Annotated in this window: 26 protein-coding genes; 10 read left to right on the top strand and 16 right to left on the bottom strand. The window is 44.7% G+C overall.

The window, feature by feature from the left end; translation table 11 throughout:
• The first annotated feature begins 139 nt into the window (after positions 1 to 139).
• On the top strand, positions 140 to 922 hold the full coding sequence (locus ACFQ4A_RS10605; protein WP_382400359.1) for an HAD family hydrolase: 783 nt from the start codon (positions 140 to 142) through the stop codon (positions 920 to 922).
• A 731-nt stretch (positions 923 to 1,653) separates the two neighbouring features.
• Here ACFQ4A_RS10605 and ACFQ4A_RS10600 read toward each other — a convergent pair.
• The 11 genes from ACFQ4A_RS10600 to rpiA all read right to left on the bottom strand — a co-directional run bounded on the left by ACFQ4A_RS10600 (position 1,654) and on the right by rpiA (position 12,774).
• Positions 1,654 to 3,015 (bottom strand): GntP family permease, encoded by a 1,362-nt coding sequence (locus tag ACFQ4A_RS10600; protein ID WP_382400357.1) that lies wholly within the window; start codon positions 3,013 to 3,015, stop codon positions 1,654 to 1,656.
• Positions 3,016 to 3,030: 15 nt separating this feature from the next.
• The gene (locus ACFQ4A_RS10595) at positions 3,031 to 4,152 is read right to left on the bottom strand and encodes a glycerate kinase (RefSeq protein WP_382400355.1); all 1,122 of its coding nucleotides are present in this window, start codon (positions 4,150 to 4,152) and stop codon (positions 3,031 to 3,033) included.
• 117 nt (positions 4,153 to 4,269) lie between these two features.
• Entirely contained in the window at positions 4,270 to 5,346 is a 1,077-nt protein-coding gene (locus ACFQ4A_RS10590; RefSeq protein WP_382400353.1) for a CdaR family transcriptional regulator, read from the bottom strand.
• Positions 5,347 to 5,508: 162 nt separating this feature from the next.
• A complete protein-coding gene (locus tag ACFQ4A_RS10585) occupies positions 5,509 to 5,757 on the bottom strand; it encodes a hypothetical protein (RefSeq protein ID WP_382400351.1) in 249 nt (82 codons plus the stop codon).
• Between the two features lie 54 nt (positions 5,758 to 5,811).
• Entirely contained in the window at positions 5,812 to 6,495 is a 684-nt protein-coding gene (locus tag ACFQ4A_RS10580) for a Gfo/Idh/MocA family protein (RefSeq protein ID WP_382400349.1), read from the bottom strand.
• Positions 6,496 to 6,687: 192 nt separating this feature from the next.
• Positions 6,688 to 7,017 carry a PTS lactose/cellobiose transporter subunit IIA gene (locus tag ACFQ4A_RS10575; protein WP_382400347.1) on the bottom strand — a complete coding sequence of 110 codons (330 nt, stop codon included), beginning with the start codon at positions 7,015 to 7,017 and terminating at the stop codon, positions 6,688 to 6,690.
• A 32-nt stretch (positions 7,018 to 7,049) separates the two neighbouring features.
• Positions 7,050 to 8,348 carry a PTS sugar transporter subunit IIC gene (locus tag ACFQ4A_RS10570; protein ID WP_382400345.1) on the bottom strand — a complete coding sequence of 433 codons (1,299 nt, stop codon included), beginning with the start codon at positions 8,346 to 8,348 and terminating at the stop codon, positions 7,050 to 7,052.
• A 76-nt stretch (positions 8,349 to 8,424) separates the two neighbouring features.
• Positions 8,425 to 8,742 (bottom strand): PTS sugar transporter subunit IIB, encoded by a 318-nt coding sequence (locus ACFQ4A_RS10565; protein WP_382400343.1) that lies wholly within the window; start codon positions 8,740 to 8,742, stop codon positions 8,425 to 8,427.
• A gap of 25 nt (positions 8,743 to 8,767) precedes the next feature.
• Entirely contained in the window at positions 8,768 to 8,998 is a 231-nt protein-coding gene (locus ACFQ4A_RS10560) for a hypothetical protein (RefSeq protein WP_382400341.1), read from the bottom strand.
• Between the two features lie 233 nt (positions 8,999 to 9,231).
• On the bottom strand, positions 9,232 to 11,874 hold the full coding sequence (locus ACFQ4A_RS10555) for a sigma 54-interacting transcriptional regulator (protein WP_382400339.1): 2,643 nt from the start codon (positions 11,872 to 11,874) through the stop codon (positions 9,232 to 9,234).
• 105 nt (positions 11,875 to 11,979) lie between these two features.
• Positions 11,980 to 12,774 (bottom strand): ribose-5-phosphate isomerase RpiA, encoded by a 795-nt coding sequence (gene rpiA, locus ACFQ4A_RS10550; RefSeq protein WP_382400337.1) that lies wholly within the window; start codon positions 12,772 to 12,774, stop codon positions 11,980 to 11,982.
• 187 nt (positions 12,775 to 12,961) lie between these two features.
• On the opposite strand from rpiA, the gene rfbA reads away from it, so the two are divergent.
• Genes rfbA through ACFQ4A_RS10515 form a run of 7 tightly spaced genes read left to right on the top strand, consistent with a single transcriptional unit; the run spans position 12,962 to position 19,648 of the window.
• On the top strand, positions 12,962 to 13,894 hold the full coding sequence (gene rfbA, locus ACFQ4A_RS10545) for a glucose-1-phosphate thymidylyltransferase RfbA (protein WP_382400335.1): 933 nt from the start codon (positions 12,962 to 12,964) through the stop codon (positions 13,892 to 13,894).
• A complete protein-coding gene (rfbB, locus tag ACFQ4A_RS10540; protein WP_382400333.1) occupies positions 13,887 to 14,900 on the top strand; it encodes a dTDP-glucose 4,6-dehydratase in 1,014 nt (337 codons plus the stop codon). Before rfbA ends, rfbB begins: the two co-directional genes overlap by 8 nt.
• Positions 14,879 to 15,829: a glycosyltransferase family 2 protein gene (locus ACFQ4A_RS10535; protein ID WP_382400331.1), complete on the top strand. Its 951-nt coding sequence runs from the start codon at positions 14,879 to 14,881 to the stop codon at positions 15,827 to 15,829. The genes rfbB and ACFQ4A_RS10535 overlap by 22 nt, the downstream gene beginning before the upstream one ends.
• 4 nt (positions 15,830 to 15,833) lie before the next feature.
• On the top strand, positions 15,834 to 16,511 hold the full coding sequence (locus ACFQ4A_RS10530; RefSeq protein ID WP_382400329.1) for a GNAT family N-acetyltransferase: 678 nt from the start codon (positions 15,834 to 15,836) through the stop codon (positions 16,509 to 16,511).
• Positions 16,511 to 16,876, top strand: coding sequence for an EamA family transporter (locus ACFQ4A_RS10525; protein ID WP_382400327.1), 366 nt, complete (start codon positions 16,511 to 16,513; stop codon positions 16,874 to 16,876). The genes ACFQ4A_RS10530 and ACFQ4A_RS10525 overlap by 1 nt, the downstream gene beginning before the upstream one ends.
• Positions 16,877 to 16,887: 11 nt before the next feature.
• Complete coding sequence (gene rffA / locus ACFQ4A_RS10520) at positions 16,888 to 18,000, top strand: dTDP-4-amino-4,6-dideoxygalactose transaminase (protein ID WP_382400325.1); 1,113 nt, start codon at positions 16,888 to 16,890, stop codon at positions 17,998 to 18,000.
• Positions 17,963 to 19,648 carry a DUF6044 family protein gene (locus ACFQ4A_RS10515; protein WP_382400323.1) on the top strand — a complete coding sequence of 562 codons (1,686 nt, stop codon included), beginning with the start codon at positions 17,963 to 17,965 and terminating at the stop codon, positions 19,646 to 19,648. The genes rffA and ACFQ4A_RS10515 overlap by 38 nt, the downstream gene beginning before the upstream one ends.
• A gap of 60 nt (positions 19,649 to 19,708) precedes the next feature.
• Here the strand turns inward: ACFQ4A_RS10515 and ACFQ4A_RS10510 are convergent, their stop codons facing one another.
• Both ACFQ4A_RS10510 and ACFQ4A_RS10505 read right to left on the bottom strand, forming a co-directional pair.
• On the bottom strand, positions 19,709 to 20,155 hold the full coding sequence (locus ACFQ4A_RS10510) for a hypothetical protein (protein ID WP_382400321.1): 447 nt from the start codon (positions 20,153 to 20,155) through the stop codon (positions 19,709 to 19,711).
• A 187-nt stretch (positions 20,156 to 20,342) separates the two neighbouring features.
• On the bottom strand, positions 20,343 to 20,534 hold the full coding sequence (locus tag ACFQ4A_RS10505; RefSeq protein WP_382400461.1) for a hypothetical protein: 192 nt from the start codon (positions 20,532 to 20,534) through the stop codon (positions 20,343 to 20,345).
• Positions 20,535 to 20,969: 435 nt separating this feature from the next.
• On the opposite strand from ACFQ4A_RS10505, the gene ACFQ4A_RS10500 reads away from it, so the two are divergent.
• Complete coding sequence (locus ACFQ4A_RS10500) at positions 20,970 to 21,803, top strand: YitT family protein (RefSeq protein WP_382400319.1); 834 nt, start codon at positions 20,970 to 20,972, stop codon at positions 21,801 to 21,803.
• 418 nt (positions 21,804 to 22,221) lie between these two features.
• Here the strand turns inward: ACFQ4A_RS10500 and ACFQ4A_RS10495 are convergent, their stop codons facing one another.
• Positions 22,222 to 23,052, bottom strand: coding sequence for an aldo/keto reductase (locus tag ACFQ4A_RS10495; protein ID WP_382400317.1), 831 nt, complete (start codon positions 23,050 to 23,052; stop codon positions 22,222 to 22,224).
• Positions 23,053 to 23,185: 133 nt separating this feature from the next.
• Between ACFQ4A_RS10495 and ACFQ4A_RS10490 the strand changes: the two genes are divergently transcribed.
• Entirely contained in the window at positions 23,186 to 24,574 is a 1,389-nt protein-coding gene (locus ACFQ4A_RS10490; RefSeq protein WP_382400315.1) for a plasmid pRiA4b ORF-3 family protein, read from the top strand.
• Positions 24,575 to 24,618: 44 nt separating this feature from the next.
• Here the strand turns inward: ACFQ4A_RS10490 and ACFQ4A_RS10485 are convergent, their stop codons facing one another.
• Both ACFQ4A_RS10485 and alr read right to left on the bottom strand, forming a co-directional pair.
• Positions 24,619 to 24,948, bottom strand: a complete 330-nt coding sequence (locus tag ACFQ4A_RS10485) for a hypothetical protein (protein ID WP_382400313.1) — start codon at positions 24,946 to 24,948, stop codon at positions 24,619 to 24,621.
• 387 nt (positions 24,949 to 25,335) lie between these two features.
• Entirely contained in the window at positions 25,336 to 26,469 is a 1,134-nt protein-coding gene (alr, locus tag ACFQ4A_RS10480; protein ID WP_382400311.1) for an alanine racemase, read from the bottom strand.
• Between the last annotated feature and the right edge of the window lie 4 nt (positions 26,470 to 26,473).

Raw genomic sequence — 26,473 nt, 5'->3', positions numbered from 1 at the left:
GTGGTGATTTTAGCCCTGTTAAAAAATGCATATGTAAACGACTGACTCATTGATTCGTTTGCGCTGAATGATTCTTTCGCAAAAAATATAAGCCTATGCTAAAATCCCATGTAGACATAATATAAACAAGGAGACGCACATGACATACAAGATTCTGTTTCTCGATATCGACGGAACCATTTTAAAACCCGATCATACTTATACCGAAACAACTATACAAGCTATTAACGCTGCAAGACAGCAAGGAGTGGAGGTCTTTTTGGCGACAGGCAGACCACTCCATGAAATCAGCGCTTTGGCTGAGGCCTTTGATATCCATTCATTTATCGCGTATAACGGTGCATTTGCCCTTCATCAGGACGAAGTTATTGTCAATGAGCCGATTCCACAGGCGACTATGGAGCAGTTTATCGACAAAGCGACACAACACGGTCATGAACTGATTATGTATACACGTGATAAAAACTATTTTACAAATCTCGATCAGCCATTTATCAAGCAATTCATCAATATATTCGGACTGAAGGAAAACGCAGCATTCACACCGGCGATAACAGATAAAGTTCTGGGGGCAACCATTCTAAATGTGTCGCCTGACGAAATCCCGCTGTATGACGTCACGTCCAATTTCCGCTTTTCACCAGTCCATGTCAATGGAACAGAAAACTGCTACGATATTTTGCGGAAAAATGTTAACAAAGGCTATTCCGTCGAACAAATTTTACAATTGCTGAACATCACCCGTGAACAGGCCATTGCGTTCGGGGATGGGATGAACGACAAAGAAATGCTGGAAGCGGTCGGAGAAGGTTTTGCGATGGGTAACTCACACGAAGATCTTTTTTCATTTGCCAAACACAGAACTACTTCTGTAACCGAAGATGGGATTGCGGAGGGCTTGAAACAGCTGGGCTTGCTTTAGTGCTCACAGGTCCGGGATTTACCCGGACCTTATTCGTATAAGAATATATATTGCTTTCTCAATTCCTTTTTCGCTTCCCGTCCCCAGAGCATAACCGCGTTTTCGGAAACACACCCCTGAAAAGCCATTTCCTTTATCGACATGTCTTCAAGAGTATAATATTTCATCCATTTCAACTGATTCACCGTCAGTTACTTGCACATCAGATCAAATAGCGGGAATTCCATCAGTGTTTCATCGTTATTACTTATTCTGTGTGTATTGTACTCCCGATTCAACGTTTCCCATTTGCCAGGTTATTTAACACCCCTTTTCTGAAACTGCCATCTTCTATAATTACAATCGAGCCGAAAATCAAAATGGGGGCATCACAAGAAAAATTTTTTCAAGAAACGCGCTAGTCACTGATAGGATCATAATGACAGAATACCGAAATACGCTGGTAGAGTCCAAAAACACGTTGATAAGCAGTACCAATCCTGATAAAACGAACGTGAATCGATTTTTATAGATGAAGTCGGTATAGGCCGTGTCACCAGAAAAGTTATAAAATGCTGAGCTTTCACAGTTTTAAAGTTGATAAACTGAAAATAGTTCGTGACCTTGAAACGCTGTGCTATATGAAGTGAATCGGCTGTCAGCTGCAGGAACTGGTGACCATTGTTTTGATTCAGGACCATATCCAGGAATGGAAAAAACGCCCAAGAGGTTTAGGCTCTTGGACGGTTTTTTTAAACCAGCAGTAACCACAATATAAACGTTACAATAATAGCCACAATTCCCTGAAGCAATGTTCCGGCAGTTTGCGCTTTGTACGCTTGTGTGACGGACATGCCGCTAAATTCCTTCACAACCCAGAAATAACTGTCATTAACGTGAGAAACAACCATCGCACCAGCACCAACTGACATAACAACTAAAGCAAGCGGAATTGCGCCGGTTACCCCAACTTCCGGAAGCAACGGCGCCACTAATGTTGACGTAATGACAAGGGCTGCGGTTGAAGAACCTTGAGCTGACTTCAACGCTGCAGCAATCAGGAATGGGATAAAGATAAACATTGCTCCTGTGAAAAATGCACTTTCACCAAATCCTTGTATGAAATCAGCTACGGGCGTTGCAGTGATTACTGTTCCAAATGCTCCGCCTGCACCAGTAATTAACAATATTGGAGCAGCTTCCTTAATACCAATACCTATCCAATCGGTAAGTGTTTCTTCGTTATAGTCAGGCAATAATAGAAATGCGAATAACACCCCAATTAATAATGCAACCACTGGCGATCCAAGAAAGAGGAAGATATCAAAAAATGTCCCAGACCAGCCGGCAAATGTTATCACAGAACTAAAACCAATGAACAAAATTGGGACCACGATTGGAGCAAATGATTTTAATGTTGAAGGCATTTCACCAAATTCTTTTATAATCGTGTCATAATCATAGGCAGAAGCGCCGTCGTATTCGCCATCTACTTTAATTTTTGTTCCCACTTTTACTGCCCAAATATAACCAGCAATAATCGCCGGAATTGCAACGATAACACCAATCAAAATAATGGTTCCCAAGTATGCTTCAGCTCCAATGTTACCAGCTGCAGCAATAGGCCCTGGTGTCGGTGGCACTAATGTATGTGTTGCAAACAACCCGGTCGATAAGGCAATGGCCATTGATGCCACTGTGACTTTAGCCCTTTTCGCAAGCGCTTTTTTTAATGAAGACAGAATAACATAACCGGAATCACAAAATACCGGAATACTGACAATTGATCCAATAATACTCATGGCCATTTGCGGGCGTTTTTCACCTACAATACGCAGTACAACTTCTGCCATTCTTAGTGCAGCTCCGGATTTTTCCAATATAACGCCAATAATCGTACCGAAGACAATCACAAGCCCAATACTTCCCATCAATCCGCCAAAACCATCATTTACCGAGCTAACGACATCTGTTAATGGCAGTCCAGCTACGATTCCGATACCGAATGCAGCAATGATTAAGGATAAGAATGGATGCAGCTTTAATTTAGCTGTTGCAAAGATGACAAATAATACCCCGATAACAATTAACACAATAAGTCCAAAACCTTCCACTTTCTCCACCCCTTTTTAAAAGTGACGTAATAAATGCACCACTTGCTTCGTTTGTTCAAATAGCAACTTATCTGCTTGTTCCATACACTCATTAAGTGACAATGGCTTATTGACAATTGAAAAACAGCCGGAAAACCTTTCCCTTAAAGTATTTAAATCCCCATCCAGGCTACCTGAGATCAAAACAACCGGAACCTGATGTGTTTGAGCCAGGGATGCAACAAACCCGGGTGCTTTTCCATAAAGGGTCTGTTCATCACTCTGTCCTTCGCCTGTCAGAACAAGATCGGCACCATGAATGGCTTCTTCTGCATTCATAGCATCGGCTAATAGTTCTGCTCCCGAAACGAGGTTTCCGCCAATGGCCAATAAAGCAAAACCAAGTCCGCCAGCAGCTCCTGCCCCGGGTATATTTTTAAATTGTTGCTTCAATACGGATTCGACTGCGTCCGCATATTGTTCCAATGCCATATCATATCGCTTGATTTGAGCCGCTTCCAAACCTTTTTGCGGTCCGTAAACGGAAGTTGCCCCCCGTTCTCCCCCTAATGGATTATCGACATCGCAGGCAACTTTTATATCTGTCCCGGCAAGTCTTGGATCAATTTTTTCAAAGCACACATCACTTACACACTGTACGTCTTTACCAAACATACCCACTTCATTACCCTGTTGATCCCATGCCTGCATGCCCAAAGCCTGAAGCATGCCAAGACCACCATCATTTGTTGCACTGCCCCCTAGACCAAGAATAAACCTGGTGCAATCCCGGTCAAGCGCATCCAGCATTACCTCACCAATCCCCCAAGTTGTGGTTAAATCTGGATCCCGTTTATCTTCTGGAACTTGAACCAGCCCTGCAATGCTGGCACATTCAATGATTGCCGTATTTGAATCGACGATAGCATACGATGTTTCAACTTTTTCACCCAACGGCCCTGTACATGTTATGGGGATACGCATTCCTTCAGTTGCAGCAAGCAATGATTCCAATGTACCTTCACCACCATCTGCCATTGGTATTAAGGTAACCTGGGCACTTTTATCAATTTCCATGATGGCTTTTTGCATGATTTCCGAAGCTTGAATCGATGTTAGACTTCCTTTAAAAGAATCTGGTGCAACGGTGATGTTCATAATGTACTCCTTTTCATAGTATATAAGTTTATTTAACATGAATTTGTAAGCGTTAACAATTGGGTAATTGGATAAAATATTACAAATATTACAGTCAAAAATTGTGCAATTGTACAGTCATATTTTTGGTCTGGACCGGACTACTTTTAGTAAGAAAGCATCCTGAAAGTTCCTTGGATCTAAACCAACTTTGTCTTTTATCTGCTCCAAACGGTACAAGAGCGTGTTCCGGTGAATATGTAAAATCGATGCGGTTTCTTTTATAGAAAAATTCATTTCAAAATAGACATCGACCGTTTTGAGATAATCTCCTCCTAATGTTTCGAGCCGGTGTTGATGTTCTAGGCAAATATGATTGAACACGTCATCAGATATTGATGCGGACAACCTCTCTATTTCCCAGTCCTCAGAATAGATTATTTTATTTCTCCCACCATCAAACTGCAATGCTTGTTTCGCTTGCTGATATGACTGTCGAATTCCATCTATTCCGAACATGATATCACCCACACCGATGAGAAAGCCTAGTTTTGACAGCCGTTCAGCCAAGCGTTGTATGACATCGAAATCCAAATCAAGCGCTGTGATTAATTCATCTTGCAAAAACGGCAGAGTAAATAACGTTTTTATGTTGGATGCTGCTATTTCCCTGCGAATATCATTCAGGTAAGTCTGCACATCCATGCCTTTTAACAAAATAACCCGCCAATGGAATTCTGTATTGACTTTTAATGAATAAGCTGCTTCTTCCCGAAGTTTTTCATCATCATATCCACTTGGGTGAAGTAACTGATGCAGCCAGTTATTCCATTGTCGTTCTTTGTAGTATGCCTGCTGTTGGATATAAATCTGATCTATAACGATTTCAACTGATACACGAATCAGTCCGGTTATTCGCAAAATATCATTCGGATTTCCGCTCACCCCTACGACTCCCGTTATTTTATGCTGATGCATGATTGGAAGGTTTACACCTGGTTTCGTTCCGGGATACGCCTGTACATTTTCATGATTTAATATTAAATCGTCATTCGATTTAATCACTTCAAGGGCTCCGGTGTGACGTTCACTTATTCTGGTTTTATCGGTACTTGCAACGATTTTTCCATTAAGATCCATAATATTAATGTCAACATCGATATACTCTGCAAGTCTGCTAATGATTTTTTGTCCAAGTTCAGTTGTTATTTGCAATCAAAAGCCCCCCTTTCGTACCATCTGATATCCATCATCTTAATGCAGGCATTTGTGAGATTCAACCAACTTGGACTCGGTTTCGATGTCAGTACCGCTATAGACTGTGAAAAAGGCTTCGAGCTAGTCATTATACAAAAAGAGGCCCGTTGTGGACCTCCATCACGCTTTCTCACTGTCAAATAGAATGCCATTTTCATACCGTACTTTTTTAGTAACGCCCAATACTTCATAACTAAGCTCTTTCAGCTGTTCATAGGCCTGGATGTCATCCTCGTCTATAATCCGGGCGAACTCTCTGGCTTCATATACCATATTGTTCGGGTGATCATCGGCTGGTAGAGGCGTCTCTTCCTTGTTATCGTTCATAACGATCCGTGGCTTATACATATCGCCGGGATTTTCAAACACTAGCGTCCCTTTTTCCCCGTGGATTTCGCATGTATTGGGTGATTGTGCTATTTTCTAACAAAGAATGGTTCCCGTAAACCCGGGATATTCCAGCACCAGCGTGCCACTGCCATCAACACCACTTTCCAGCTTCACCGGAAAATAGGAAGCATTCTCCGGTACACCAAACAGACCAACGGCCAGTGACAGCGGATAAACACCGAGATCCACAAGTGCACCACCCGAAAATGCCGGTGTGAAAACATTTGGCACGTCACCTGCCAAGTACTTATCATATCTGGATGAATATTGAATAAATGGTAAAATCATACTTCGAACCGAGCCGGTGTGTTTCAGTCCTTCCTTCAACCGTCCAAAATTGGGTGCGTGCAGATTCCGCATTGCCTCAAACAGATAAACGCCATTTTCAGCAGCTATACGATAAGCTTCTTTCCATTCGCTTAAATTGGAAAAAATCGGTTTTTCGCAAATGACATGTTTTTTCGCTTTCAGAAACGTGATGACTTGCTCAAAATGTAATGAATTGGGTGATGCAATGTATACAGCCTGAAATGCATCACTTGCTGCCATTTCATTCAAATCTGTAAAAACAAGCCGGACGCCATGTTTCGCCGCAAAAATCTCAGCTTTAGACACAGTCCTGGAGTATACGGCTGTATGCTTAAAGCCTTCAGCTTCCTTCGAGGCCTCGATAAACGCATCCGTAATCCACCCTGTGCTGACTGTGCCAAATTTCATGTTCATCTCCTCCAATCCCAAAAATGATAAATACTGCTTAACACGCTTCGGTGCCAAGCAGTATCCTTAATTACCGGGGCGTTCACGGTTGATTCGGTCATTTTTCTATTTATCCGGGCGCTTCCTGCTTTATTTCGAACGGAATCTCATTAATCCGGCACTTTTGTTAGAAATGCGCCATTTAGAGCCTTACTATTCCAGCTTTTCAATCCGCTTTTCCAGCTTTTTTGTTTGCTTCAGTTGCTCAATCATGCGCTTGATCAGCTGAAGTTCAGCTTGGGCTGTCATGACATGGTCCTGAGCGTGGATCATGAAAAAGCTTGGGGAAGCCTCGTCATCCTGGCTTTGAATCAGTTCAGTCTGGTATTTATGCCCTTTAAGAAATTCATCATTTGCTTCTTCCATTAATTTCTCAGCTTCATCAAATTTATATTCTTCCGCCTCATCGAGTGCTTCATAGGCAGCACCGCGGGCATTTCCACCGTGCAGAATCAATTGTGTCATGATCTCTTCATAATTCATTCGTTCAACACTCCTCTTAACGCAAAGCTGTCTTACGCTTCTTCAGTTGCTTTTTCTTCCTGTACTAGCTGTTTATCGTATTGCTTGAAGAATGGCCAGTAAATGAGTGCGGCAATAACAGCGTTCATAATTTGGACCAATCCGGCAACAACGGAACCGCCTGTTGCTATAAAACCACCGAAGAAGATTGGCACCGTAAATGGCGGCTGTACAACAACCGGAGGCATGACGCCTGTTGCAAACAAAATATAGTTAATCGTTACAACCACAACCGGTCCCAATACGAACGGGATGATTAAGATCGGATTCAAGACAATGGGCACCCCGAAAATCAATGGTTCATTAATATTGAAAAGTGATGGAATGATTGCTGTTTTCCCGACCTGTTTCAATTGAACGGAAGTCGCAAACAGTAAAAATACAGCAAGACCAAGCGTCACACCGGAACCACCAATATGTGTGAACATGTGGAAAAACGGCTCAGTCACAATGCCATTGGCTTCAGCCGAATTACCGGCACTGATCGCATCAGCGTTGTTAGCCATCTGCGTCATCCAGAACGGGTAGGCCACAGATGATACAACGTTCATCCCGTGAATACCGATTGACCAGAGTACAAGCATCAAAAGAATCATACCAAGCGCAGCCCAATATGAGTTCGATGCCGATACCAACGGACTGAATAAATCAAGCACTGCCTGTGGAATCGTCACGTCAAAATTAGCCCAGACAATCCATTCCAATGCCCATACAACTGGCAAAATGATCATGAAGGGTATTAGTGCACGGAAGGTTCGCATCACGTACGGCGGCACTCCCGCAGGCATTTCAAAGGCAACACCTTTATTAAGCAGAAAACGCATCGCTTCTGTGGTTAAAATACCTAAAATAATGGCTACGAATAACCCTTGACCACCAAGATAATCGAGAATATCGCCAAAAGGTACTTGTGTAATATCGGTAACCGGAAATGCTGTCATGAAAAAGGCCAGCATCGACAATATACCAGCCATAGCGGCATCCATGTCATGCCGAGTAGCCAGACTGTAACCAACACCAAACGCCACAGTCACTGCCATGATCCCGAACGTCAGGTTATACGGAAACAGAATTTGTCCCTGAATTGGTGCAATGGCATCTTCCCATGCATTAATAATCCCCCAATCAAGGGAGGTCGGCGGGTTGGCAATAATCAAGAAAATCGCACCCGTTATAATCACCGGTAACGCAAAAATAACAAATGCATCCCGAATTGACTGTAAATATTTATTTTGGGCGATCTTGCCCAAAGGTTCCATTAATTTATCTTCCATCCATTCGACCATGTTCATATTAATTTCCCCCTTTTAAAGGTGTTCAATAACCCCAGGTTGTTCAAAAAGTCTTTTTGAAACACACATTACCCCGTTATTGATTCTTTAAATTCAATGCCTGATCCAGCACTTTCTCGCCATCCATCAAGGCAAATGCCCGTTGATCGACCAGTTCCACCGGGATATCGTGTTGCTCCGCCACTTTGGTTACTTCTTTTTTCAGGTGGCGCACTTGCGGTTCAAGTAGTGCCACGTCATACTGGCTTGCTTTCTCCTTAAATTCGCCAGTACCACCGGCATATGCCTCAACTTCCAAACCGCGCTTTTCCGCAGCTTCCTGTACTTTCTTGGCCAATTGACTGGATGTCGCACCCCAGCTGCACAGTATGATGACTTTCATTTGTTCTGCCATAAAAAATCCGCTCCTTTATGAATCATTATTTTTTCGTTAAAACCTCTTTGGCCATTTTATCGACCTTTTTGTAATGGCCCATCAACCAGTACGAAAACCATGATGCCGCAAAAATAACAATGGAAAATGCCATACCATACCCGAGGATAAGATTGGCTGACGGCTCACCTGTTATCACGGCAAAAAGCCCATAGCCTGTCCAAATCAATGCGAAAACCGATGCATATGTGATAAAGAATCGTTTCAACTTGTTCATCCTATCCCTCCCATCTATTTGTATAGGTTCCACATTTGGCAAACTTTCATGCATTAGATGGCAGCACATCGCCTTCAATAGCAATATAGCAAAATTCATGCCAACATTTGTATTTGAACGCCCCCGAATAACCGTAAGTCCGCATATATCAAGGAATAAGCAGCTTTAATGAAAACGGATTTCTTCATAAAATCGGCCCATATAAAAATGTGTGCAATCATTTTTGCACACATTCAGCGGGAAAGTTTCACAAGTTCGCGTTTTATGTTATCTGTCCATTCAATCGAAAAGGTCTGCTGCAGCCGATCAAAAAGTGGTTGCCAAATCTGTTGCTCCTGAACGGAAATAACCGTTTGATGATCCAATGGAAATGATGACAGGAAGTGATCATTGTTTTGCTGCAACAATGTCGCCATCATCCGGTCAATCAGGCTTCCGATATGCATCCACATACCAAGTTCACGATTGCTGTCCCAATCATAGTGATCACGGATACGCGGGATATGTTCCTGCAGCAAATCAGCAAGGACTTTCGGGTTAATGTATATGGCAATTTCCTGCAGGCCCTGAATAACCAGCCCATAAATTTCGTCTTTTGTCACGTGTTCATTAAGCTGTGGTACCGCCGTTCTCCGGGTGATTTCCAGCAATTTATGCATGCGTGAGATGCCTTCGGTTTGCAGGAGTTCCCATGCCGGAATATAAGGTACCCCCTCAATCGAGACCGGGACGGTTCCAATGATGGCAATCACATCATAATAATCTTTCAACCCGGTTAAAACGGAGGTATCCTTTGTCGCAGGGTCGATTCTTACCGAGCGGATCAGAACATCCTCATCTGCTGCCGATAGCTGATTTTCCAGCCAGGATTCCAGAAGTTGGGCGGCTCCTTCACCGGTAAAACAGACCGTGGCAATAAGCCGCTTTTTTTGTGGGCCTGTTTGCCGCTGGTCTTCCTCCATAAACGTCACCATGGCATTTCTCGCCTGGTGATACATGCCGTCCAGTGTTTGTTCCGAGGTGAGTGATTGTCGTCCGGCTTCCAGTACCATGGGCAGATTAACACTTGACAGCGTCTTGATTGGGACATTCAATTCATGCTGGATGGTGTCACCCATTGTAATTAATGAGCCGATATCCACCAGGAGAAGGACGCCGTGAACACCGATCATGCGGTTTATCGTCTGCTTCACCCGTTCGTACGTCTCTTCTGCTGACTGGTTAAGCGGCATATCGACGGCGTGGATAACGTTATTCCCCAGTAAATAATTGGTCACTTCTGCCATGGACGAAGCCGTTGACTCACCATGCGTCACAAGGATGACCGCCAGCTCCTGTTCAACCGGCAACCCCGATGTCGTCGGCTGTTCCGGTGTCAGAAAATGAGCCAGGAGCTCAATTTCCTCCTGTGGCAAATGCAGACCAATCTCCTGTTGTAACTGAGAAGCAAGATGATTCACCGCCTGTCGATACACGGCATTCGGATGAACGACCACCGGGATCGGTTCTTTTTTAACATTGGCACGCAGATGGTTCCGGTAATTCTGCAGGTGCAGACCAATCACATACAGCTGGCTTTTACTTATCTTGAAAGGGAGGATGGTATTCAAGTTCCCGGCTGAATCCTGAAGCACCTCAACCAGATCGTCATCTATCAATTGCTGCCAGCTATCCCGGGATAAGGCCGGCTGTTTATACCGTTCGGCCAACTCCCGGATATAATCCAGCACAACTTTTTGTAATTGCCCTTCATCTTTGTTTTGGGTATGGTCAAGCCGTTGATAAATATTAGGAAATAAACGGATTGGCTCCGTCGTTAAATCACGCGTTTCAATGGCCCGGGATGACTTGTTCCGGGATCCGGACATCGTTTGAGCAAGGTTATTTTCCGGAAAGTCCTCCAGTTTAACAAGGACCTGATCCACTTCCTTGTTCAAGTAACGTAAATAGGCATGGGCACAGGCAATTTGAATATCACTTTTAAGCTGGCCGATATTGCCGGGGCAGTCATAAGTCAAAAATGCTTCACGGCAGTCATCCTCAATTGAAAGACGGGCATTCATTTTCGCCGCTTCTTCGGTCAGAAAGTGATCCATGAGTTCCTGGCGCTCAGCAGCCGTTCGATCACGCAATGGCGGAACAGCCAATTTTACGGAGAAACGACGCAGTAGTGTTGACAAAAGATACGTTTCTGAGTCCTCGGTCGTTGCCCCAATGAGTGCGATATCGGCATGCCGTTCACGGGTTGCTTCGCCCAGGCGGTGGTAAACACCTTTATCCATCAGGTAAAACAGCATTTCCTGACCGGATGGCGGCAGCCGGTGAATCTCATCCAGAAATAAAATGCCGCCATCCGCCTGTTCCACCAGCCCGGTTTTATCCTCATTCGCGCCAGTGAAAGCTCCTTCTTTAATCCCAAAAATCTGACCAACAAGCAGCTCCGGATTTTGCGCATAGTCGGCGCAGTTGAAGGCAACAAAAGGCCTGTCACCGGAACCGCCGGCGTTTTCAATGGCCATGTTTGATAATTTTTCCGCTAAATAGGATTTGCCTGTCCCTGTCTCACCCGTCAGCAGAATCGGAAGCGGTCTTGACGGATATAGAAATGCGGCCATGCCCGTTTCCAATAAAGGCTGGAGGCTCTCCCCCGCCCCGATGACATGTCGATCGACCAATTCCGTTTGCTCGGGCTGTTGAATGGTATATTTAACCGGTTTACCGGAAATTTTGACGACACGGTTCGCTTTTACCAAGTCGTTTAAATAGCGGCTTGCAGTTGAGCGATCAATTTGCAGGGCCTCGCCAATTTCCCCTGCAGTTGCTCCGGTACTGCCTGCTTGCTGCAATTGCTGATAGATATCCATGATTCGACTCATCTGTTCATGTAACCTCATTTATTGATAATGACTCTTTTCTTTATTGTAGCAGGAACCCGTCCATAATTCATGCGGCAACCATTATTCAGGGCTTCCAGTCGGGCTTTATTCAGACAACGTTTCCGTCCGATCGGGATGACCGATAATCACCTTATCACTCATATCAACGAACAGCCCTGTATCCACAACGCCTGTCAGCTGTTTTAATTGCTGATGTAATGTCTTTGGATCGGTAATGCTCCCAAAACGGCAGTCCACAATATAATTGCTGTTATCCGATACAAATATGTCATTTGCGTCATTCCGACGAATAACAGGCGTCACGCCCAATTCAACAATACGCGCTGTTGTCATTTCCCAACCAAACGGCAGAATTTCCACCGGTAGCGGAAAGGCACCCAGCTGTGTCACTGTTTTGGAGTCATCAACAATGACGACAAATTTCCTGGCAGCCGCTGCGATGATTTTTTCACGGACGAGTGCACCGCCGCCCCCTTTAATAAGTTGCCACTGTTGATCAACTTCATCTGCCCCGTCAATCGCCAAATCCAATTCCTTAACTTGAGAAAAATCGGTCAGCGGAACACCGAATTCATTGGCCCACGCTTCTGTCTGCCTTGATGACGGAATACCCTGGACTTCAAGCCCGTTCGCTACACGTTCTCCCAGTTTCCGCATCATCCAATAAACGGTTGATCCCGTTCCCAAGCCAACTGTCATCCCATTTTCAATCAAGCTTACAGAGGCTTCTCCTGCATTTTTCTTGGCATTATCCTGATCTTTCATGTTGAATCGCTCCTTTGCATATAAGTCATTTGTCAGCTGTGTCAATTCTATTCCACCACGTTCATCCAGCTTTGTCACGTGATATGTGCTAACAACCTGGTCTTGCAACAACACCTACACAACGTTTGCCTCTTTTATTCACGGAAGTAGTTTGAAGGTCCTGATTTTTGTAAAAATCTGTCATTAAAACGAAACGGAATTGTAAGATTATTTTCTGGAAAAACGGTAATAAGAATCTGTAGAAGAGCGTCTAATATGATACCATTTATATTAGATGGCATCATTACCAGGAGGGGTCTGTATGAAAGGGATTATACTGGCGGGCGGCAGTGGCACAAGGCTTGCTCCCAGCACGCATGGTGTCAACAAACATTTATTGGCTGTCTATGATAAACCGATGATTTACTATCCACTGTCTGTGCTAATGCTGGGCGGCATCCGGGATATTCTAATTATCAGCACAGCGGATGATATACCACGTTTTCAAAAAGTGCTCGGCGATGGCTCGGCATTTGGCATCAGGCTGCATTACATGGAACAGGCCGACCCAAATGGCATTCCGGAAGCCTTTATTTTAGCTGAAGATTTTATCGGGTACGACGATGTCACGTTGATTCTTGGTGACAACATTTTTTACGGGCAAGGGTTCACGTCACTGTTTCGCAAGGCCTTGAAAAACCACCAGCATGCCACGATTTTTGGCAGTCGTGTAAAAGACCCGGAACGGTTTGGCGTGATCGCGTTTGATGACAACCAAAAAGTCATATCACTTGAAGAAAAACCGGAAGACCCCAAATCCGACTTTGCCGCGGCAGGCCTGTATATCTATGATTATCGCGCCGTTCAGATAGCGAAACAGTTGCCTTATTCCGGGCGAGGTGAAACAGAAATTACCGATCTCAACCGAGAATATTTAAAATGGCATCAGCTGGAGGTCCAACTACTGGGAAGGGGTTTTGCCTGGATGGACGCCGGCACACATGAGGCCCTGTTTGAAGCAGCCGAATTCGTCAAAATCACCCAGCAGCGGCAAGGGTTCAAGATTGCCTGTCTTGAGGAAATCGCTTATTACATGGGGTATATCAGTCGAGAAACGCTTCGCCAAAAAGGTGAAAGCATGAAAAAGACCGATTATGGGCAATACTTAATAGAAATTGCCAATCGAAAACATACAGAGCAATATTGGGAAACCATCGACAAAAATCCAATACTGGAGTTGGTACAAAATGAGTAAAACCCTTCTGGTAACAGGCGGTGCGGGGTTTATCGCTTCAAATTTCATCCATCATCTCAAGCAGAAACATCCTGACTATCACATTATTAATATTGATAAACGGACCTATGCCGGATCGGAAACGAACCTAAAGTCTATTTCATTCCAGGAAAACTATGACTTTATAGAAGGCGATATCGCTGATGCACAACTCATCAATCGTATTTTTGCAGATTACGCTATTGACGGTGTCATCCATTTTGCTGCTGAGTCACACGTTGATCGTTCCATCAAAGATGTCAAAACATTTATTGAATCAAACGTGCTTGGAACCGCCGTCCTGCTACAGGCAGCCCGTGAAGCGTGGTCTCAAGCGGGAGAACTGGACACCCGCCGGTTTCACCATATTTCCACGGATGAAGTGTATGGATCACTTAGCCTGAGTGATAATGAAACATTCAATGAACAAACACCGTACGACCCGCGCAACCCGTACAGTGCCTCGAAAGCCGGTGCCGACATGCTGGTGAAAAGCTTTGGTCACACATATGGCATGAATGTCGTAACTTCCAGCAGTTCCAATAATTATGGACCGGGCCAGCATACGGAGAAGCTGATCCCAACAGTTATTTCAACGGCACTCGAGGGCAAGCCGGTTCCGATTTACGGCGACGGCAAAAATGTCCGTGACTGGCTGTATGTCACAGATCATTGCCAGGCCCTTGATTTGATTTTTCATCACGGTAACGCATTGGAAAAGTACAATGTCGGCGGGCGCAACGAACGGACAAATATCGAATTGGCCATGATGATTTGTGATATTCTTGATCACTTAAAACCCGGGCAGCATAGCCATAAAGAACTGATTACCTTTATCGGAGACCGAAAAGGCCATGACCGGCGCTATGCAGTCGATGATCGGAAAATTAGGGCGGAATTGGGCTGGGGACCTTTTACATCGTTTGAAACAGGGCTTTACAATACAGTGGAATGGTATGTTGACCAATGGGAAAAAGTAATCCTTTAATATCGATCGTTGTCCCGGTATACGGCTGCAAAACCTGCTTAAAGGAATTATGCAGCCGGATTACTGAGACTATTGAATCCCTCCCTGCCGAGCCGGAAATAATTTTAGTCAACGATTCAAGCCCTGATCAAGCCTGGGAAACTATTAAAGAATTGCACAAACAGGACAGCCGGATTAAAGGGATTGATTTTGCCCGCAATTTCGGCCAGCATCATGCCATAACAGCCGGGCTTGATGCTGCGGCCGGTGATTGGGTTGTCGTGATGGACTGTGACCTGCAGGACCGTCCGGAAGAAATCCAGACATTATACGAAAAAGCACAAACCGGTTATGACGTTGTGTTCGGCAAACGGACCCAACGGCAGGACAACTGGTTTAAGCGCAAAGCATCGCGGGCCTTCTACCGGGTTTACGATTATTTCAGCGGGAAAACGACCGACCATACGATAGCTAATTTCAGCATTAGCCGAAAGAATGTCATCACGGCATTCCGGCAGATGCGTGAGCAAAACCGTTTCTTTCCGTTATTCATCCAATGGATGGGCTATCAGATCGGCACTGTTGCCGTTGAACACAATGCCAGACAAGTTGGCAAAACAACCTATAATTTAAAAAAATTGATCACCCTGGCGACAGATGCGATTATATCCCAGTCCAATAAACCGCTCAGGCTTTCCATTCAGTTTGGTTTTTTATTGGCTTTGGGATCATTGGTGTATGGCATGTATTTATTCATACGCTACTTCTTTCTTGACCAGCCGGTACAAGGCTGGACAAGCGTCATGGTCTCGATTTACTTTATCGGCGGGCTCACCTTTTTTAACTTCGGTGTGCTTGGCCTTTATATCGGAAAAATATTTAATGAAACAAAAAACAGACCCCTGTATCTGATCCGTGAAACGACAGAAGATGAGGATAATAAGAGGTGATGGTATGAAGCATTTACGCGAAACGCCGTGGGACAGGCGGAATTTTAACATTAATACATATGAACTGACGAGCGCGAGCGACGAGGCACTCCGGGAAACGGCGCAATACAAAGGCCATTTCACCATTAAGGTCAACCCGCTCGACAGCCATGAGCCCCTTCTAAGGCATGGCTTTTACTATGTCGATACATTAATTAAGCCGGGTTGCAAAAAGGACCATTTGCAGGTGTTTCCGGACAACCATGTCCATATTACCAAATCCTATGACCCGGATGAGATATTAATTATTGCGGAGGAAGCGTTCACACATGGGCGTTTTCATCGTGATTTTAACATACCGGATGCCATGGCTGATAAACGCTACATGAACTGGGTCGGTGATTTGCAGGCCAACGGCGGGATTTTCGCCCTGAAATATAACGATGATACGGCCGGATTTTACGGATTTGCCGATGATAAAGTGCTGCTTTTGGGTTTACGAGACGAGTTCCGCAGCAGAGGGCTTGCCAAGGCCTTTACCAGCATGGCCTGCTGGGAACAGTTTGAATCTGCCGGGTATGATGAATTGACGACATCGATATCCGCCGCCAACGTTGCCTCCCTGAATTTATTTTACGCCCTCGGCTTCCGGCTGCGCAACACGGTGGATGTTTACCATAAATTGAACGTTGAGGTTACATGATGGGCTATCTTTATATTTTTGGAACGATCCTGTTTACCGTCTATGGCCAGATTGTTTTAAAATGGCAAATGGATCAGGCGGGGACACTGCCGGAATCGTTATGGGATAAGATGACGTTTTTGTTGCAGCTTTTACTAAATCCGTGGATTTTATCCGGTTTTGCCGCGGCGTTTCTGGCTGCATTATGCTGGATGGCCGCGATGACGAAATTTAATATCAGTTATGCGTATCCGTTTATGAGTCTTTCGTTTGTGCTCGTCTTTCTGCTGTCCGTTGTTCTATTCGGTGACCCGGTAACCGTCCAGAAGATCGTTGGACTAACACTTATTATTGCCGGAATCGTTGTCACAAGCCAATCATTGTGAGGTGTTGGAGATTGATAGACTTTAACAAACCGTGTCAAATCGGAACGGAAGAAACTGCCACCCAGGAAGCGATCGCCGGTCAAAAACTTTCCGGCAATGGGCCATTCGGTCAAACATGTACGAATTGGTTGGAGGACTACCTTGGTTGTGAGAAAGCCATTCTCACGCCTTCCTGCACGGCGGCTTTGGAAATGACGGCCCTCCTGACCGAAGCAGGTCCCGGGGATGACATGATTATGCCGTCCTACACGTTCGTGTCAACGGCGAATGCGTTTGCCCTGAGAGGAGCGGCTATCCGGTTTGTGGATGTTGAACCGGCGACCATGAACATTTCACCAGAAGCCATCGAAGCAGCGATCACCGACCAGACAAAAGCGGTTGTCGTCGTCCATTATGCGGGTGTCAGCTGTGATATGGATGCCATCATGGAAATGGCCGAACGTCATGGCTTATGGGTGATTGAAGATGCCGCTCAGGCGCTCACCAGTACATATAAAGGGAAACCGCTCGGTACGATTGGCCACCTTGGCACATTCAGCTTTCATGAAACGAAAAACATCACATGCGGTGAAGGCGGTGCTTTGATTGTCAATGATCCCAGTTTGGTTGAACGAGCGGAGATCCTCCAGGAAAAAGGGACAGACCGGAAACAATTTGTGAAAGGAATGGTTGATAAATATACGTGGCGCGATGTCGGATCATCCTATTTATTAAGTGAATTGAATGCCGCTTATCTGTCGGTCCAGCTGACACATGCCGAGCAGATTATGACCGACAGAATGCGGACATGGCGGACATATTACGATGCGCTACAGGGTGTACAGGAATTGACACTGCCTACTGTCCCGGACGGTTGCACACATAATGCCCATATGTTTTATCTGAAGACGAATCGTCGTACCGAGTTGATGACGTACTTAAAAGAAAACGGGATTATGGCTGTCACCCATTACGTCCCGCTGCATTCCGCCCATGCCGGTCAACGTTTCGGTCAATTTGTGGGAGACGATCTTTATACGACAGTTGAAAGTGACAAATTGCTCCGGCTGCCGTTGTACTATGGAATGAACGAAAAGGATGTGGATCATGTCATCAGCCATGTTAAAGGTTTTTTCGCGGTATAAACATATCCTGATTGCCTGCCTCGTGATCGCCGTGTATCTGTCACCCTATTATATTCTGGGAGAAGATACCCATATCCGGGTGCATGACAATCTTGATTCCAATATCGTCTGGTACAAATTACTGGCTGAAAGCGGCCAGTTTTTTTCCATGTCGGAGCTGCCGAACGTTATCAATGGTCTGCCGCGCAGCACGCTTGCCACACCATTTGATATCATGGTCTGGTTGTATGTTCTATTTGAACCAATGACAGCCTATACAATTGGGCAGACGATCATACGGTTTGGTGCATTCTTCGGGATATACATGTTGCTGCGGCGGTTCATTGGCCCAACGTGGATCGTGACAGGTGTTGCCCTGGCTTTTGCCATGCTACCGTTTTGGCCATCAGGTCTGCTTTCGATCGCGGGGCTGCCGCTTGCACTTTATCTTTTCCTGTCCATCCGGGAAAACAGGTGGCAGACCCCTTGGTACCATTGGCTTGCTTTAATGCTGCTGCCGTTTTTCTCAAATTTCATTTTAACGTTTGTATTTTTCCTAGGCTTGATGGGCGTCTTGTGGCTGGTTGATTGGCTTCGTTTCAAACAGAGCAACTGGGCCTTTTTTGTGAGCATTGCCGGCATGACATCAATTTATTTGGTCAAAAATTACATGCTGATTTTTTCCATGTTCCTTGATGAAGGGTTTACGTCCCATCGTGAAACGCTTGATTTGGGTCATAAAGATTTGCCGGGGGCGATCCGGCTGTTTTTCGATAATTTCCTTACCGGGCACACGCATGATATGGCCGTCCATACATCGATTATTCTGCCGGCCATCGTTGTCGCATTAACGGTGGCAGTATATAGGCGAATTATTCCCAAATGGCTCCTTGGGCTTGTCCTGTTTAACGCAGCCTTATCCTTATGGTATGCCTTCTGGTATTGGGAAGGCTGGCGTGTGGTGAAAGACAACGTGATGATAGCCAACACGTTCAACTTCAGCCGGATTCATTTTTTAGACCCGATGATCTGGTACATCGCTTTTGCCCTGGCTCTGTGGCTGTTATGGAAGCATATGCGATTTGGGAAAACAGTGGTTGTCCTCCTGATTATGGCGCAATGTCTGAATGTGTTTTGGTTGAATGAAGAACTGAAGTACAACCAGACCGGCACCCCAACATTTGCAGAATTTTATTCGGAAGACCTGTTCAATTCAATTGAATCCTATATCGGCGAGGACCAGTCTGACTACCGGGTTGTCAGTGTCGGAATGCATCCGACGATTGCACAGTATAACGGCTTTTATACGCTCGATACGTACAATAACAGTTTTCCGCTTGAGTATAAGCAGCAATTCAGGGAAATTATCGCGCCGGAACTGGCGAAAAATCCATCGTTGGCAAATTACTTCGATACCTGGGGCGGCCGGTTGTATATGTATGTGGCCGAACTGGGGGAAAATTACATGTTCAGCAAACATCGTGACATTGTGCTTGATGACCTGGACATTAATACTGAAGCATTAGCAGATTTAGGCGGCGATTATGTGTTTTCGGCGCTTCCGATTGAAAATCATCGAGCCAATCAGCTGTCATTTGAGCGCAGTTTTGAAAACAGCCAGTCTCCGTGGAAAATTTATGTGTACCGTGTAGATAATGAAACAGGATAAATGTCCAAAAGTGGCCATCATTTGTTACAAATGGCGGCCACTTTTCATGTTTCAACAGCTTTAGTGCTGTTTATAATCCCATAAAATGGTCCATTCGCCGTCCACCTCTGTGGCAAACACATTTTGGACCAGCGTGAAATTGCCGTATTTTCCCTCATAGTGCATTTCGACCGGCACCTTGTAGACAACCTCAATTAGTTCTTCTTCGTCATCCGGCTGCCAGTCTTCCATTTCAGCAGCGCTTCCAACTGTGAAACCGAACGTCTCGACGTCGAAGTGATCCATGAACACATGGGCGCGGTCCTGTAAATAATGCGTTTTGGCAAACCGTTCTTTCATATAAGGATGAAACATCTCCCAGGAATCTGTGAAGTCAGCATTTTGTTCATACGTATAAAATGTTTCCACCGCATCACCCGCCTGTTCCTCGGGTGATTTATGAAAAAGTATGAATAGAAGAATGCCAGTCAGTATAACGCCAACAGTCAGCACGATGATTTTCCACATAAGATCCCTCCCCCACATGCCAGTACTATTTTATTCCCGTGACAAGCAAATAAGTACAGGACATTAAGCGTCCCTCAGCTGTCTAAACATCGCTTATCACTTTATAGAAATATTTAGTGATTGAACCGGAAACTATTAAAGCGATCCGGCTCGATATGTTTGATGTCGCTTATCACACTTGGTCAAATCACCATTGAGGGGGAATATGATGCAAACTAAACGAGCTTTTCAAAATATACGAATGAACAGCCGTCGGGAAAAACCGCGCACAAAAGGCGTGACAGAAATCCGCGGCCCTTACTACACCGATTTCCGGTTTGGCAAGCAGCCCGGCTTTTTGGACTTTTTCCACAAGACGGACACTGTCATCGGTCGGTATGGTGATAAAGCCCGTAGAGATTTCAATGATGTCAAACGTATTCGTTAACCATGCCCAAATCGGTCAGCTGGAAGCCCTACGCCGCGGCATCTGGGGCACGAAAGACTTGTGGGGACGCGTCATGACGTTTAATGGAGATAGATAATCACACAGAATCCTTGAAACACCTGGGCTGGATAGATTGCCCGGGTGTTTTTTTAGATATCAGTGTATGATATAAGCAGGCAAATAAGATTGCGCGTCTCCTGCCACTCAGTCGATGCGGCGCGCAACTTTAGAATTTTTACCGATAGCTGTGCGCGTTAACCCATCAGTCATAGGTTTTTAAGTCACTTTGCCCAATTCCAAAACCATCTTCATTTCTCAAACAATCAAGCTTTCGTTATAATAGACAGCAACTGTCACGATAGATTACTTGCATAAGGAGGGCTGTCTATGCAGAAAACGCTACGTGATCTGCTTTTGATTGTATTGGGATCGTTCATTTTTTCCATCGGTGTCAATTATTTCGTCATCCCCAATCGTTTATCGGAAGGCGGTGTTATCGGGGTTACGATCGTGACATATTATTTGTTCGACTGGTCCCCAGGTGTCGTCAACTTTGTGCTGAACACCTCACTTGTGGCAATTGGCTATAAATTTTTCGATAAACGCGTCACCATTTATACGATTATCGCTATTATTTTTTCATCCCTTTTTTTACACGTAACAGTCGGCTGGGGCCGTGACATTAATGATGACACACTTCTCGCAGCATTATTTGCCGGTCTAAGTGTTGGTCTGGGTCTTGGCCTCATCTTCCGGGCCGGCGGAACATCAGGCGGCTCAGCCATCCTCGCCCGGCTTGCCAACCAGTTGTTCGGCTGGACGATTGGTAAAGGTATGCTGATCATCGATATTGCCGTTATTGCCGGATCAGCCATTATCATTGGCCAGGAACGCGCGATGTACACCCTTGTATCCGTTTATGTCGGCGCCAAAATCATCGATGTCGTGGTAGAGGGCGCCAACGAACGGACAGCGGTGATCATTATTTCCAGTTCGCCTGGGGAGGTGCTGGATGCGGTGACGACCAGAATGGCACGCGGCATCACAGTGCTGGACGGAAAAGGCGGCTATACGCAGTCACAACGGGAAGTTCTCTACCTTGTCATCAGCCGGTACGAAATTGTACCATTCCGAGAAATTATCAATGACATCGATCCAAATGCATATGTGACGGTTCACCCAGTCCAGGAAATTTTCCGGAAAGGTTATAAAGGAAGATAAATCGGTGACAACACGCTATAAGCTGATTTTTCTCTTGTCAAGGACACATTCAAGCTGATGTTGCTGCGCTCGGGATGAAGTTGTTGTACTCGGGCCGGAGCTGCCGCATTCGGGACGAAGTTGACGCGCTCGAGCTGAAGGTGCCGTGCTCGGGCTGAAGTTGACGCGCTCGAGCTGAAGTTGCCGTGCTCGGGCTGAAGTTCCTGCGCTCGAGCTGAAGTTTCCACGCTCGAGCCGAATCTACAGCACCCGTCCATAAGTTTATCTAAAGACCATTGACAGTCAAAAGGTCCTTCCACGCCAACCGTGAAAGATCTTTTTATTAGCCGCCATACTCGATCGGTGAAAATCGCCCGTCCTTGGTACTTTTGACCAAAATAAAAAGGAAGCTGTCACACTTCCTTTTTACGAACATCAGCTATTCATCAAAACTGTCCGGATTCGTACCTGTACGCTCATCTTTATTTAAACTACTGATTTGTTCCATTTCATCATCCGTCAGTGCAAAATCAAATATATCCGCGTTTTCCTGTATCCGGTGTTCATGTGTTGATTTAGGAATGGTCACGACATGATTTTGCACATCCCAGCGCAATATGATTTGTGCGGATGTTTTGCCATATTTTTCAGCAAGCCCTGCAATCACTGGGTCATCCAGCAGTCTGCCTTTTTTCAGCGGTGACCAAGCTTCAAGCAAAATATTTTCCTGCTCACAAAACGCTCGCAATTTTTCCTGCGTCAAGTGCGGGTGATATTCCACCTGATTGATAACGGGTTTAACATTGCTGCCAGCCATCAAATCCTGTAAATGGTGAATATGAAAATTGCTCACACCAATCGCCCGAACTTTTCCTTCTTCATACAGTTTTTCCATTGCCTTCCATGTTTCTTTATACTTTCCTTTGACAGGCCAGTGGATCAAATACAAATCAAGATAATCCGTTCCCAGTTTTTCCAGGCTTGCTTCAAACGCCTGCAACGTATTTTCATAGCCTTGCTCATCATTCCAGACTTTTGACGTCACGAAAATCTCATCCCTGGGAACACCGGATTCTTTAATGCCCTGTCCGACACCTCTTTCGTTGTCATAAAAAGAAGCCGTATCAATGCTGCGGTAACCGTTTTTCAAGGCCGCTTTCACGGATTCAACGGTGACATCACCATCTTCTACTTTGTAAACACCCAATCCAAAGCCGGGCATTTTGACGCCGTTGTTTAATGTGACTGTGTCCTGAAGATGTGTAATCATATTACTCCCTCCATTTATCTATATGATGCTATTATATAATATTTCACAACGAAGATACAAAGCGATCAAAAAAATCATAGCATTCACACCTGGTCTATTATATAATCGAACCAAAGTTCCAAGGGGTGATCATTTGCGGGTTCCAGGTCACAAAAATCATATGGAGCAATTGTCATTTGATAGTTTACTAGCGGAAACCTCTGATCAGAAAACGTCCAACAACAAGGTTACCGAGGTAATAACCAAAACCAATCGTAAAACCTTTCCTATTCATCTCATAACCGATTTCGAACGATTTATGGAATACGTCGAACAACATACCATTAAACTGACCGATACAAATGGATATATTTCCAGAAAACATCTGCCTGTTATGAATGACCGGATGTCGGTCAAAGCGGAAAATGCGACTAGCTACTATTCACAACAGCAATTCTATCCGTATATCCATCTCTTCTTTCATATTGCTTTAAGTGGAAAGTTGACAATGAAGACTGGAAAAGGGGAACAGCAGCGCTTGGACCATACTGATAGATGGTATACATTTAAACATTTAACGGACACGGAGAAATATTTCTTTTTACTGGAAACATTCTGGGTTGATGTGAATTGGCCCAAGCTTTTGAACATCAAGCATAGTAGAATTCATGATATGTTACCGATTGTTGCGGAAAAATTACTGGCTAAAACATCAGGTCCAAGCCTTGACTTACGTAAAGAAACATTGCTTGCCAACCTTATAGTTGATTGGCATAACTTACTCTTGTATTTTGAATGGTTCGGTCTATGGCTATCAGAAAAGGATCAGGAAGCCATCGATAATGACAAAACGAAAAACAGTTATTTTGCAAAAACCATCACATTAACCGATTTCGGCAAAAAAGTACTTCCTATTTTAATGAATGCCAGAAATCTGCTTACTTGGAATATTCCCTTGCGTCAAGAGTATGGGGAGGTCAACCCGATTCCGGGATCTGTACTGCCCGAAGCGGATGACAATCAAAAAAAGGCAACGAAACAGAATCCAAAAGCCTTTCATCAGGCCTTCACATCGTTATTTCCAAAAAGGGATTTGTATCAATCATTACCCCGAATGGAGCGACCATTTCAAGAAGGCACACATACGTTTACAGTCGCTTTCAATAACCGTACATGGCGGAAAGTCGTTTTATCCGCGAATCATACAATGGACGATCTGCACCAAATCATTATTAGAGCTTTTGATTTTGATGATGATCATCTGTATTCTTTTTTCATGGATGGTGTCAAATGGTCTAATGCATGTATTGCTTCACCCGATGATACGTCAGGAAGCGCCGATGCTGCTGAGACAACGATCGGATCCGTCGGGCTACATCGCAGGCAGCGCTTTTTGTACTTATATGATTATGGTGATGCGTGGCAGTTCACTGTTAGTGTGGAAGACATCCAGGAAGGAGCCGAAGAACCGGTTAGTCCGTCTATTCAGGAAGCTGTCGGCGCTGGTCCGGAGCAGTACTTTTTCATGGATGATGATATTTAAAACCCGTACCTTTATCGAGGGTGCGGGTTTTTTAACACAGGATATTATTGATTTGTAATCCGCTCCACTTCGCCTTCTACCTGAAAAATCCGCTTGTTAAGAGCTTTCAGACCAAAGTTTAAGTCGTCCACTTTCCGGTCAAGACCATCAAGCCTATCCGACATCACATGCATCTGTTCATTATTTTTGCCCACCATGTCAATAAGTTGCTGCATCATTTTTTCTTGTCGTTCAAGCATCTTTTCGTGATTCAGTAGCCTTTCCTCATGTCTCTGCAGTAATTCCTCATGTCTCTCCAGGGTTTGACCATTTTTCTCAACCATTTTTTCCAGATTCCCCATTCGCTTATCCAAGCTTTTAAGCACTTCCTCCATATGTTTCACCCTCCCCTCTGGAACGATTTGATGTATTCATATTTTATCCTATTTCACGGATGGGCACAAAAGTCAAAAAATGGTTTTAACCTTTATAAAATTCAATTTTCAAACCGTTACATCTGCAAAAAAGAAAGTATCCAAAAGAAAATAATAAACATAACAATGATGACTTAACATTTTTCGTTTTTATACCTTTTTCTTAAAAACTTTATGTATTCTTCGGTTATTCTATAAAAATTCATTTTTTCTGTATCCATATTTTATTTTCCCCCAATAAAAAAAGCAGCGAATGATCACTGCCCTCTTTGTAACTCACTCTTAGTGGGATTAAACGCCAATTGTGGTTAATTGATCAGTTTAATTTTCAGATATTTATCATCACACCTATTCGTATATTCTTTCAACCCTCTCCTTCAATCCTGCCAGTACCTCGTCTACAATACTTCCCATCCATCCGGCTATTTCCCGTGCAGAAATCGTATCCGCTCCCTGACTGCCCATTAAAACAACCGCGTCACCCTCTTGAACATCGGGAACCGCTGTGACATCAATCAATGTTTGATCAAGTGAGACCTCACCGACTATTGGCACACGTCTACCTCGGACAAGCATTTCGCCATTGTTGGAGAGGGCCCGGTGGTAGCCATCACCATGCCCGATCGGTATGACGGCAATTTTTTCATAGTCTTTTGTCACATAATTGTTCCCATATCCGACAGATGTGTTCGGGGGAAGCTCACGTACATGTAAAAGACGGGACTTCAGCCCCATGACCGGTTTTAATGAAATCATTTCGCTTTGGCGTTCTTCGGGGGTATACCCGAATAATGCAATCCCGGGCCTGATCATTTCCAGATGCATATCTTTCCGTTCAATGGCAATGGTTGAAGCCCCGGCGTGGCGAATCGGAAAATGATAGCCGTGTTCCTTCAATTTTTCAATCGTCTCCAAAAATAAGGCAAATTGTTCTTCAGTCGTTTTCCAATCCCCTTCATCAGCACTGGAAAAATGGGTGTAGATGCCTTCCCATTCAAGTCCTGTCAAATCATACACTGATCGGCAAAATGCAATCGCCTCCTCCGGCTGAATGCCAAATCGGTGGAGGCCGGTATCTATTTTCAAATGGACTTGATGCTTTTTTTTCTGTCTTATCGCTTCTCTGCTCAGAGTGTGTGCCAGTTCCAGCGACGATACAGAGGAAGTTAGATCGTATCGAACGGCATCCCGTGCCTGCCAGCTCATGATCGAACTCAAAATGTGGATCGGGACATCGATACCGCCCGCCCGAAGCTGTGCACCCTCATCAACCATGGTCACACCAAGACGGGCTGCACCGGCCCGTACGGCTGCACGACCGATAGGCACAACACCATGACCATAGGCATTTGTTTTAATAACGGCCATGAGCCTGCTGTTTTCTGTAAAGTCCTTTATCGTCCTCACATTTTCCTGAAGAGCATTCAGATCCACTTCCGCTATAGTCGGACCATGGGACGTTAATGTTGACGGATGTGACAAAAAA

Origin of the sequence: Lentibacillus salinarum (assembly GCF_042679865.1) — a bacterium.
Lineage (GTDB): Bacteria > Bacillota > Bacilli > Bacillales > Amphibacillaceae > Lentibacillus > Lentibacillus salinarum.
This window is presented reverse-complemented; position numbering and strand designations above follow the sequence as displayed.

Bases quoted from the DNA above. Each gene is read 5' to 3' on its own strand.
- ACFQ4A_RS10580 (WP_382400349.1), bottom strand. From the start codon at position 6,495: ATGAAATTTGGCACAGTCAGCACAGGGTGGATTACGGATGCGTTTATC.
- ACFQ4A_RS10510 (WP_382400321.1), bottom strand. From the start codon at position 20,155: ATGTGGAAAATCATCGTGCTGACTGTTGGCGTTATACTGACTGGCATT.
- ACFQ4A_RS10595 (WP_382400355.1), bottom strand. From the start codon at position 4,152: ATGAACATCACCGTTGCACCAGATTCTTTTAAAGGAAGTCTAACATCG.
- ACFQ4A_RS10485 (WP_382400313.1), bottom strand. From the start codon at position 24,948: ATGGAGGAAGTGCTTAAAAGCTTGGATAAGCGAATGGGGAATCTGGAA.
- ACFQ4A_RS10495 (WP_382400317.1), bottom strand. From the start codon at position 23,052: ATGATTACACATCTTCAGGACACAGTCACATTAAACAACGGCGTCAAA.
- ACFQ4A_RS10565 (WP_382400343.1), bottom strand. From the start codon at position 8,742: ATGGCAGAACAAATGAAAGTCATCATACTGTGCAGCTGGGGTGCGACA.
- ACFQ4A_RS10515 (WP_382400323.1), top strand. From the start codon at position 17,963: ATGTCATCAGCCATGTTAAAGGTTTTTTCGCGGTATAAACATATCCTG.
- ACFQ4A_RS10525 (WP_382400327.1), top strand. From the start codon at position 16,511: ATGGGCTATCTTTATATTTTTGGAACGATCCTGTTTACCGTCTATGGC.
- rfbA (WP_382400335.1), top strand. From the start codon at position 12,962: ATGAAAGGGATTATACTGGCGGGCGGCAGTGGCACAAGGCTTGCTCCC.
- rfbB (WP_382400333.1), top strand. From the start codon at position 13,887: ATGAGTAAAACCCTTCTGGTAACAGGCGGTGCGGGGTTTATCGCTTCA.
- ACFQ4A_RS10570 (WP_382400345.1), bottom strand. From the start codon at position 8,348: ATGAACATGGTCGAATGGATGGAAGATAAATTAATGGAACCTTTGGGC.
- ACFQ4A_RS10605 (WP_382400359.1), top strand. From the start codon at position 140: ATGACATACAAGATTCTGTTTCTCGATATCGACGGAACCATTTTAAAA.
- ACFQ4A_RS10530 (WP_382400329.1), top strand. From the start codon at position 15,834: ATGAAGCATTTACGCGAAACGCCGTGGGACAGGCGGAATTTTAACATT.
- ACFQ4A_RS10500 (WP_382400319.1), top strand. From the start codon at position 20,970: ATGCAGAAAACGCTACGTGATCTGCTTTTGATTGTATTGGGATCGTTC.
- ACFQ4A_RS10575 (WP_382400347.1), bottom strand. From the start codon at position 7,017: ATGAATTATGAAGAGATCATGACACAATTGATTCTGCACGGTGGAAAT.
- ACFQ4A_RS10535 (WP_382400331.1), top strand. From the start codon at position 14,879: ATGGGAAAAAGTAATCCTTTAATATCGATCGTTGTCCCGGTATACGGC.
- ACFQ4A_RS10560 (WP_382400341.1), bottom strand. From the start codon at position 8,998: ATGAACAAGTTGAAACGATTCTTTATCACATATGCATCGGTTTTCGCA.
- ACFQ4A_RS10555 (WP_382400339.1), bottom strand. From the start codon at position 11,874: ATGAGTCGAATCATGGATATCTATCAGCAATTGCAGCAAGCAGGCAGT.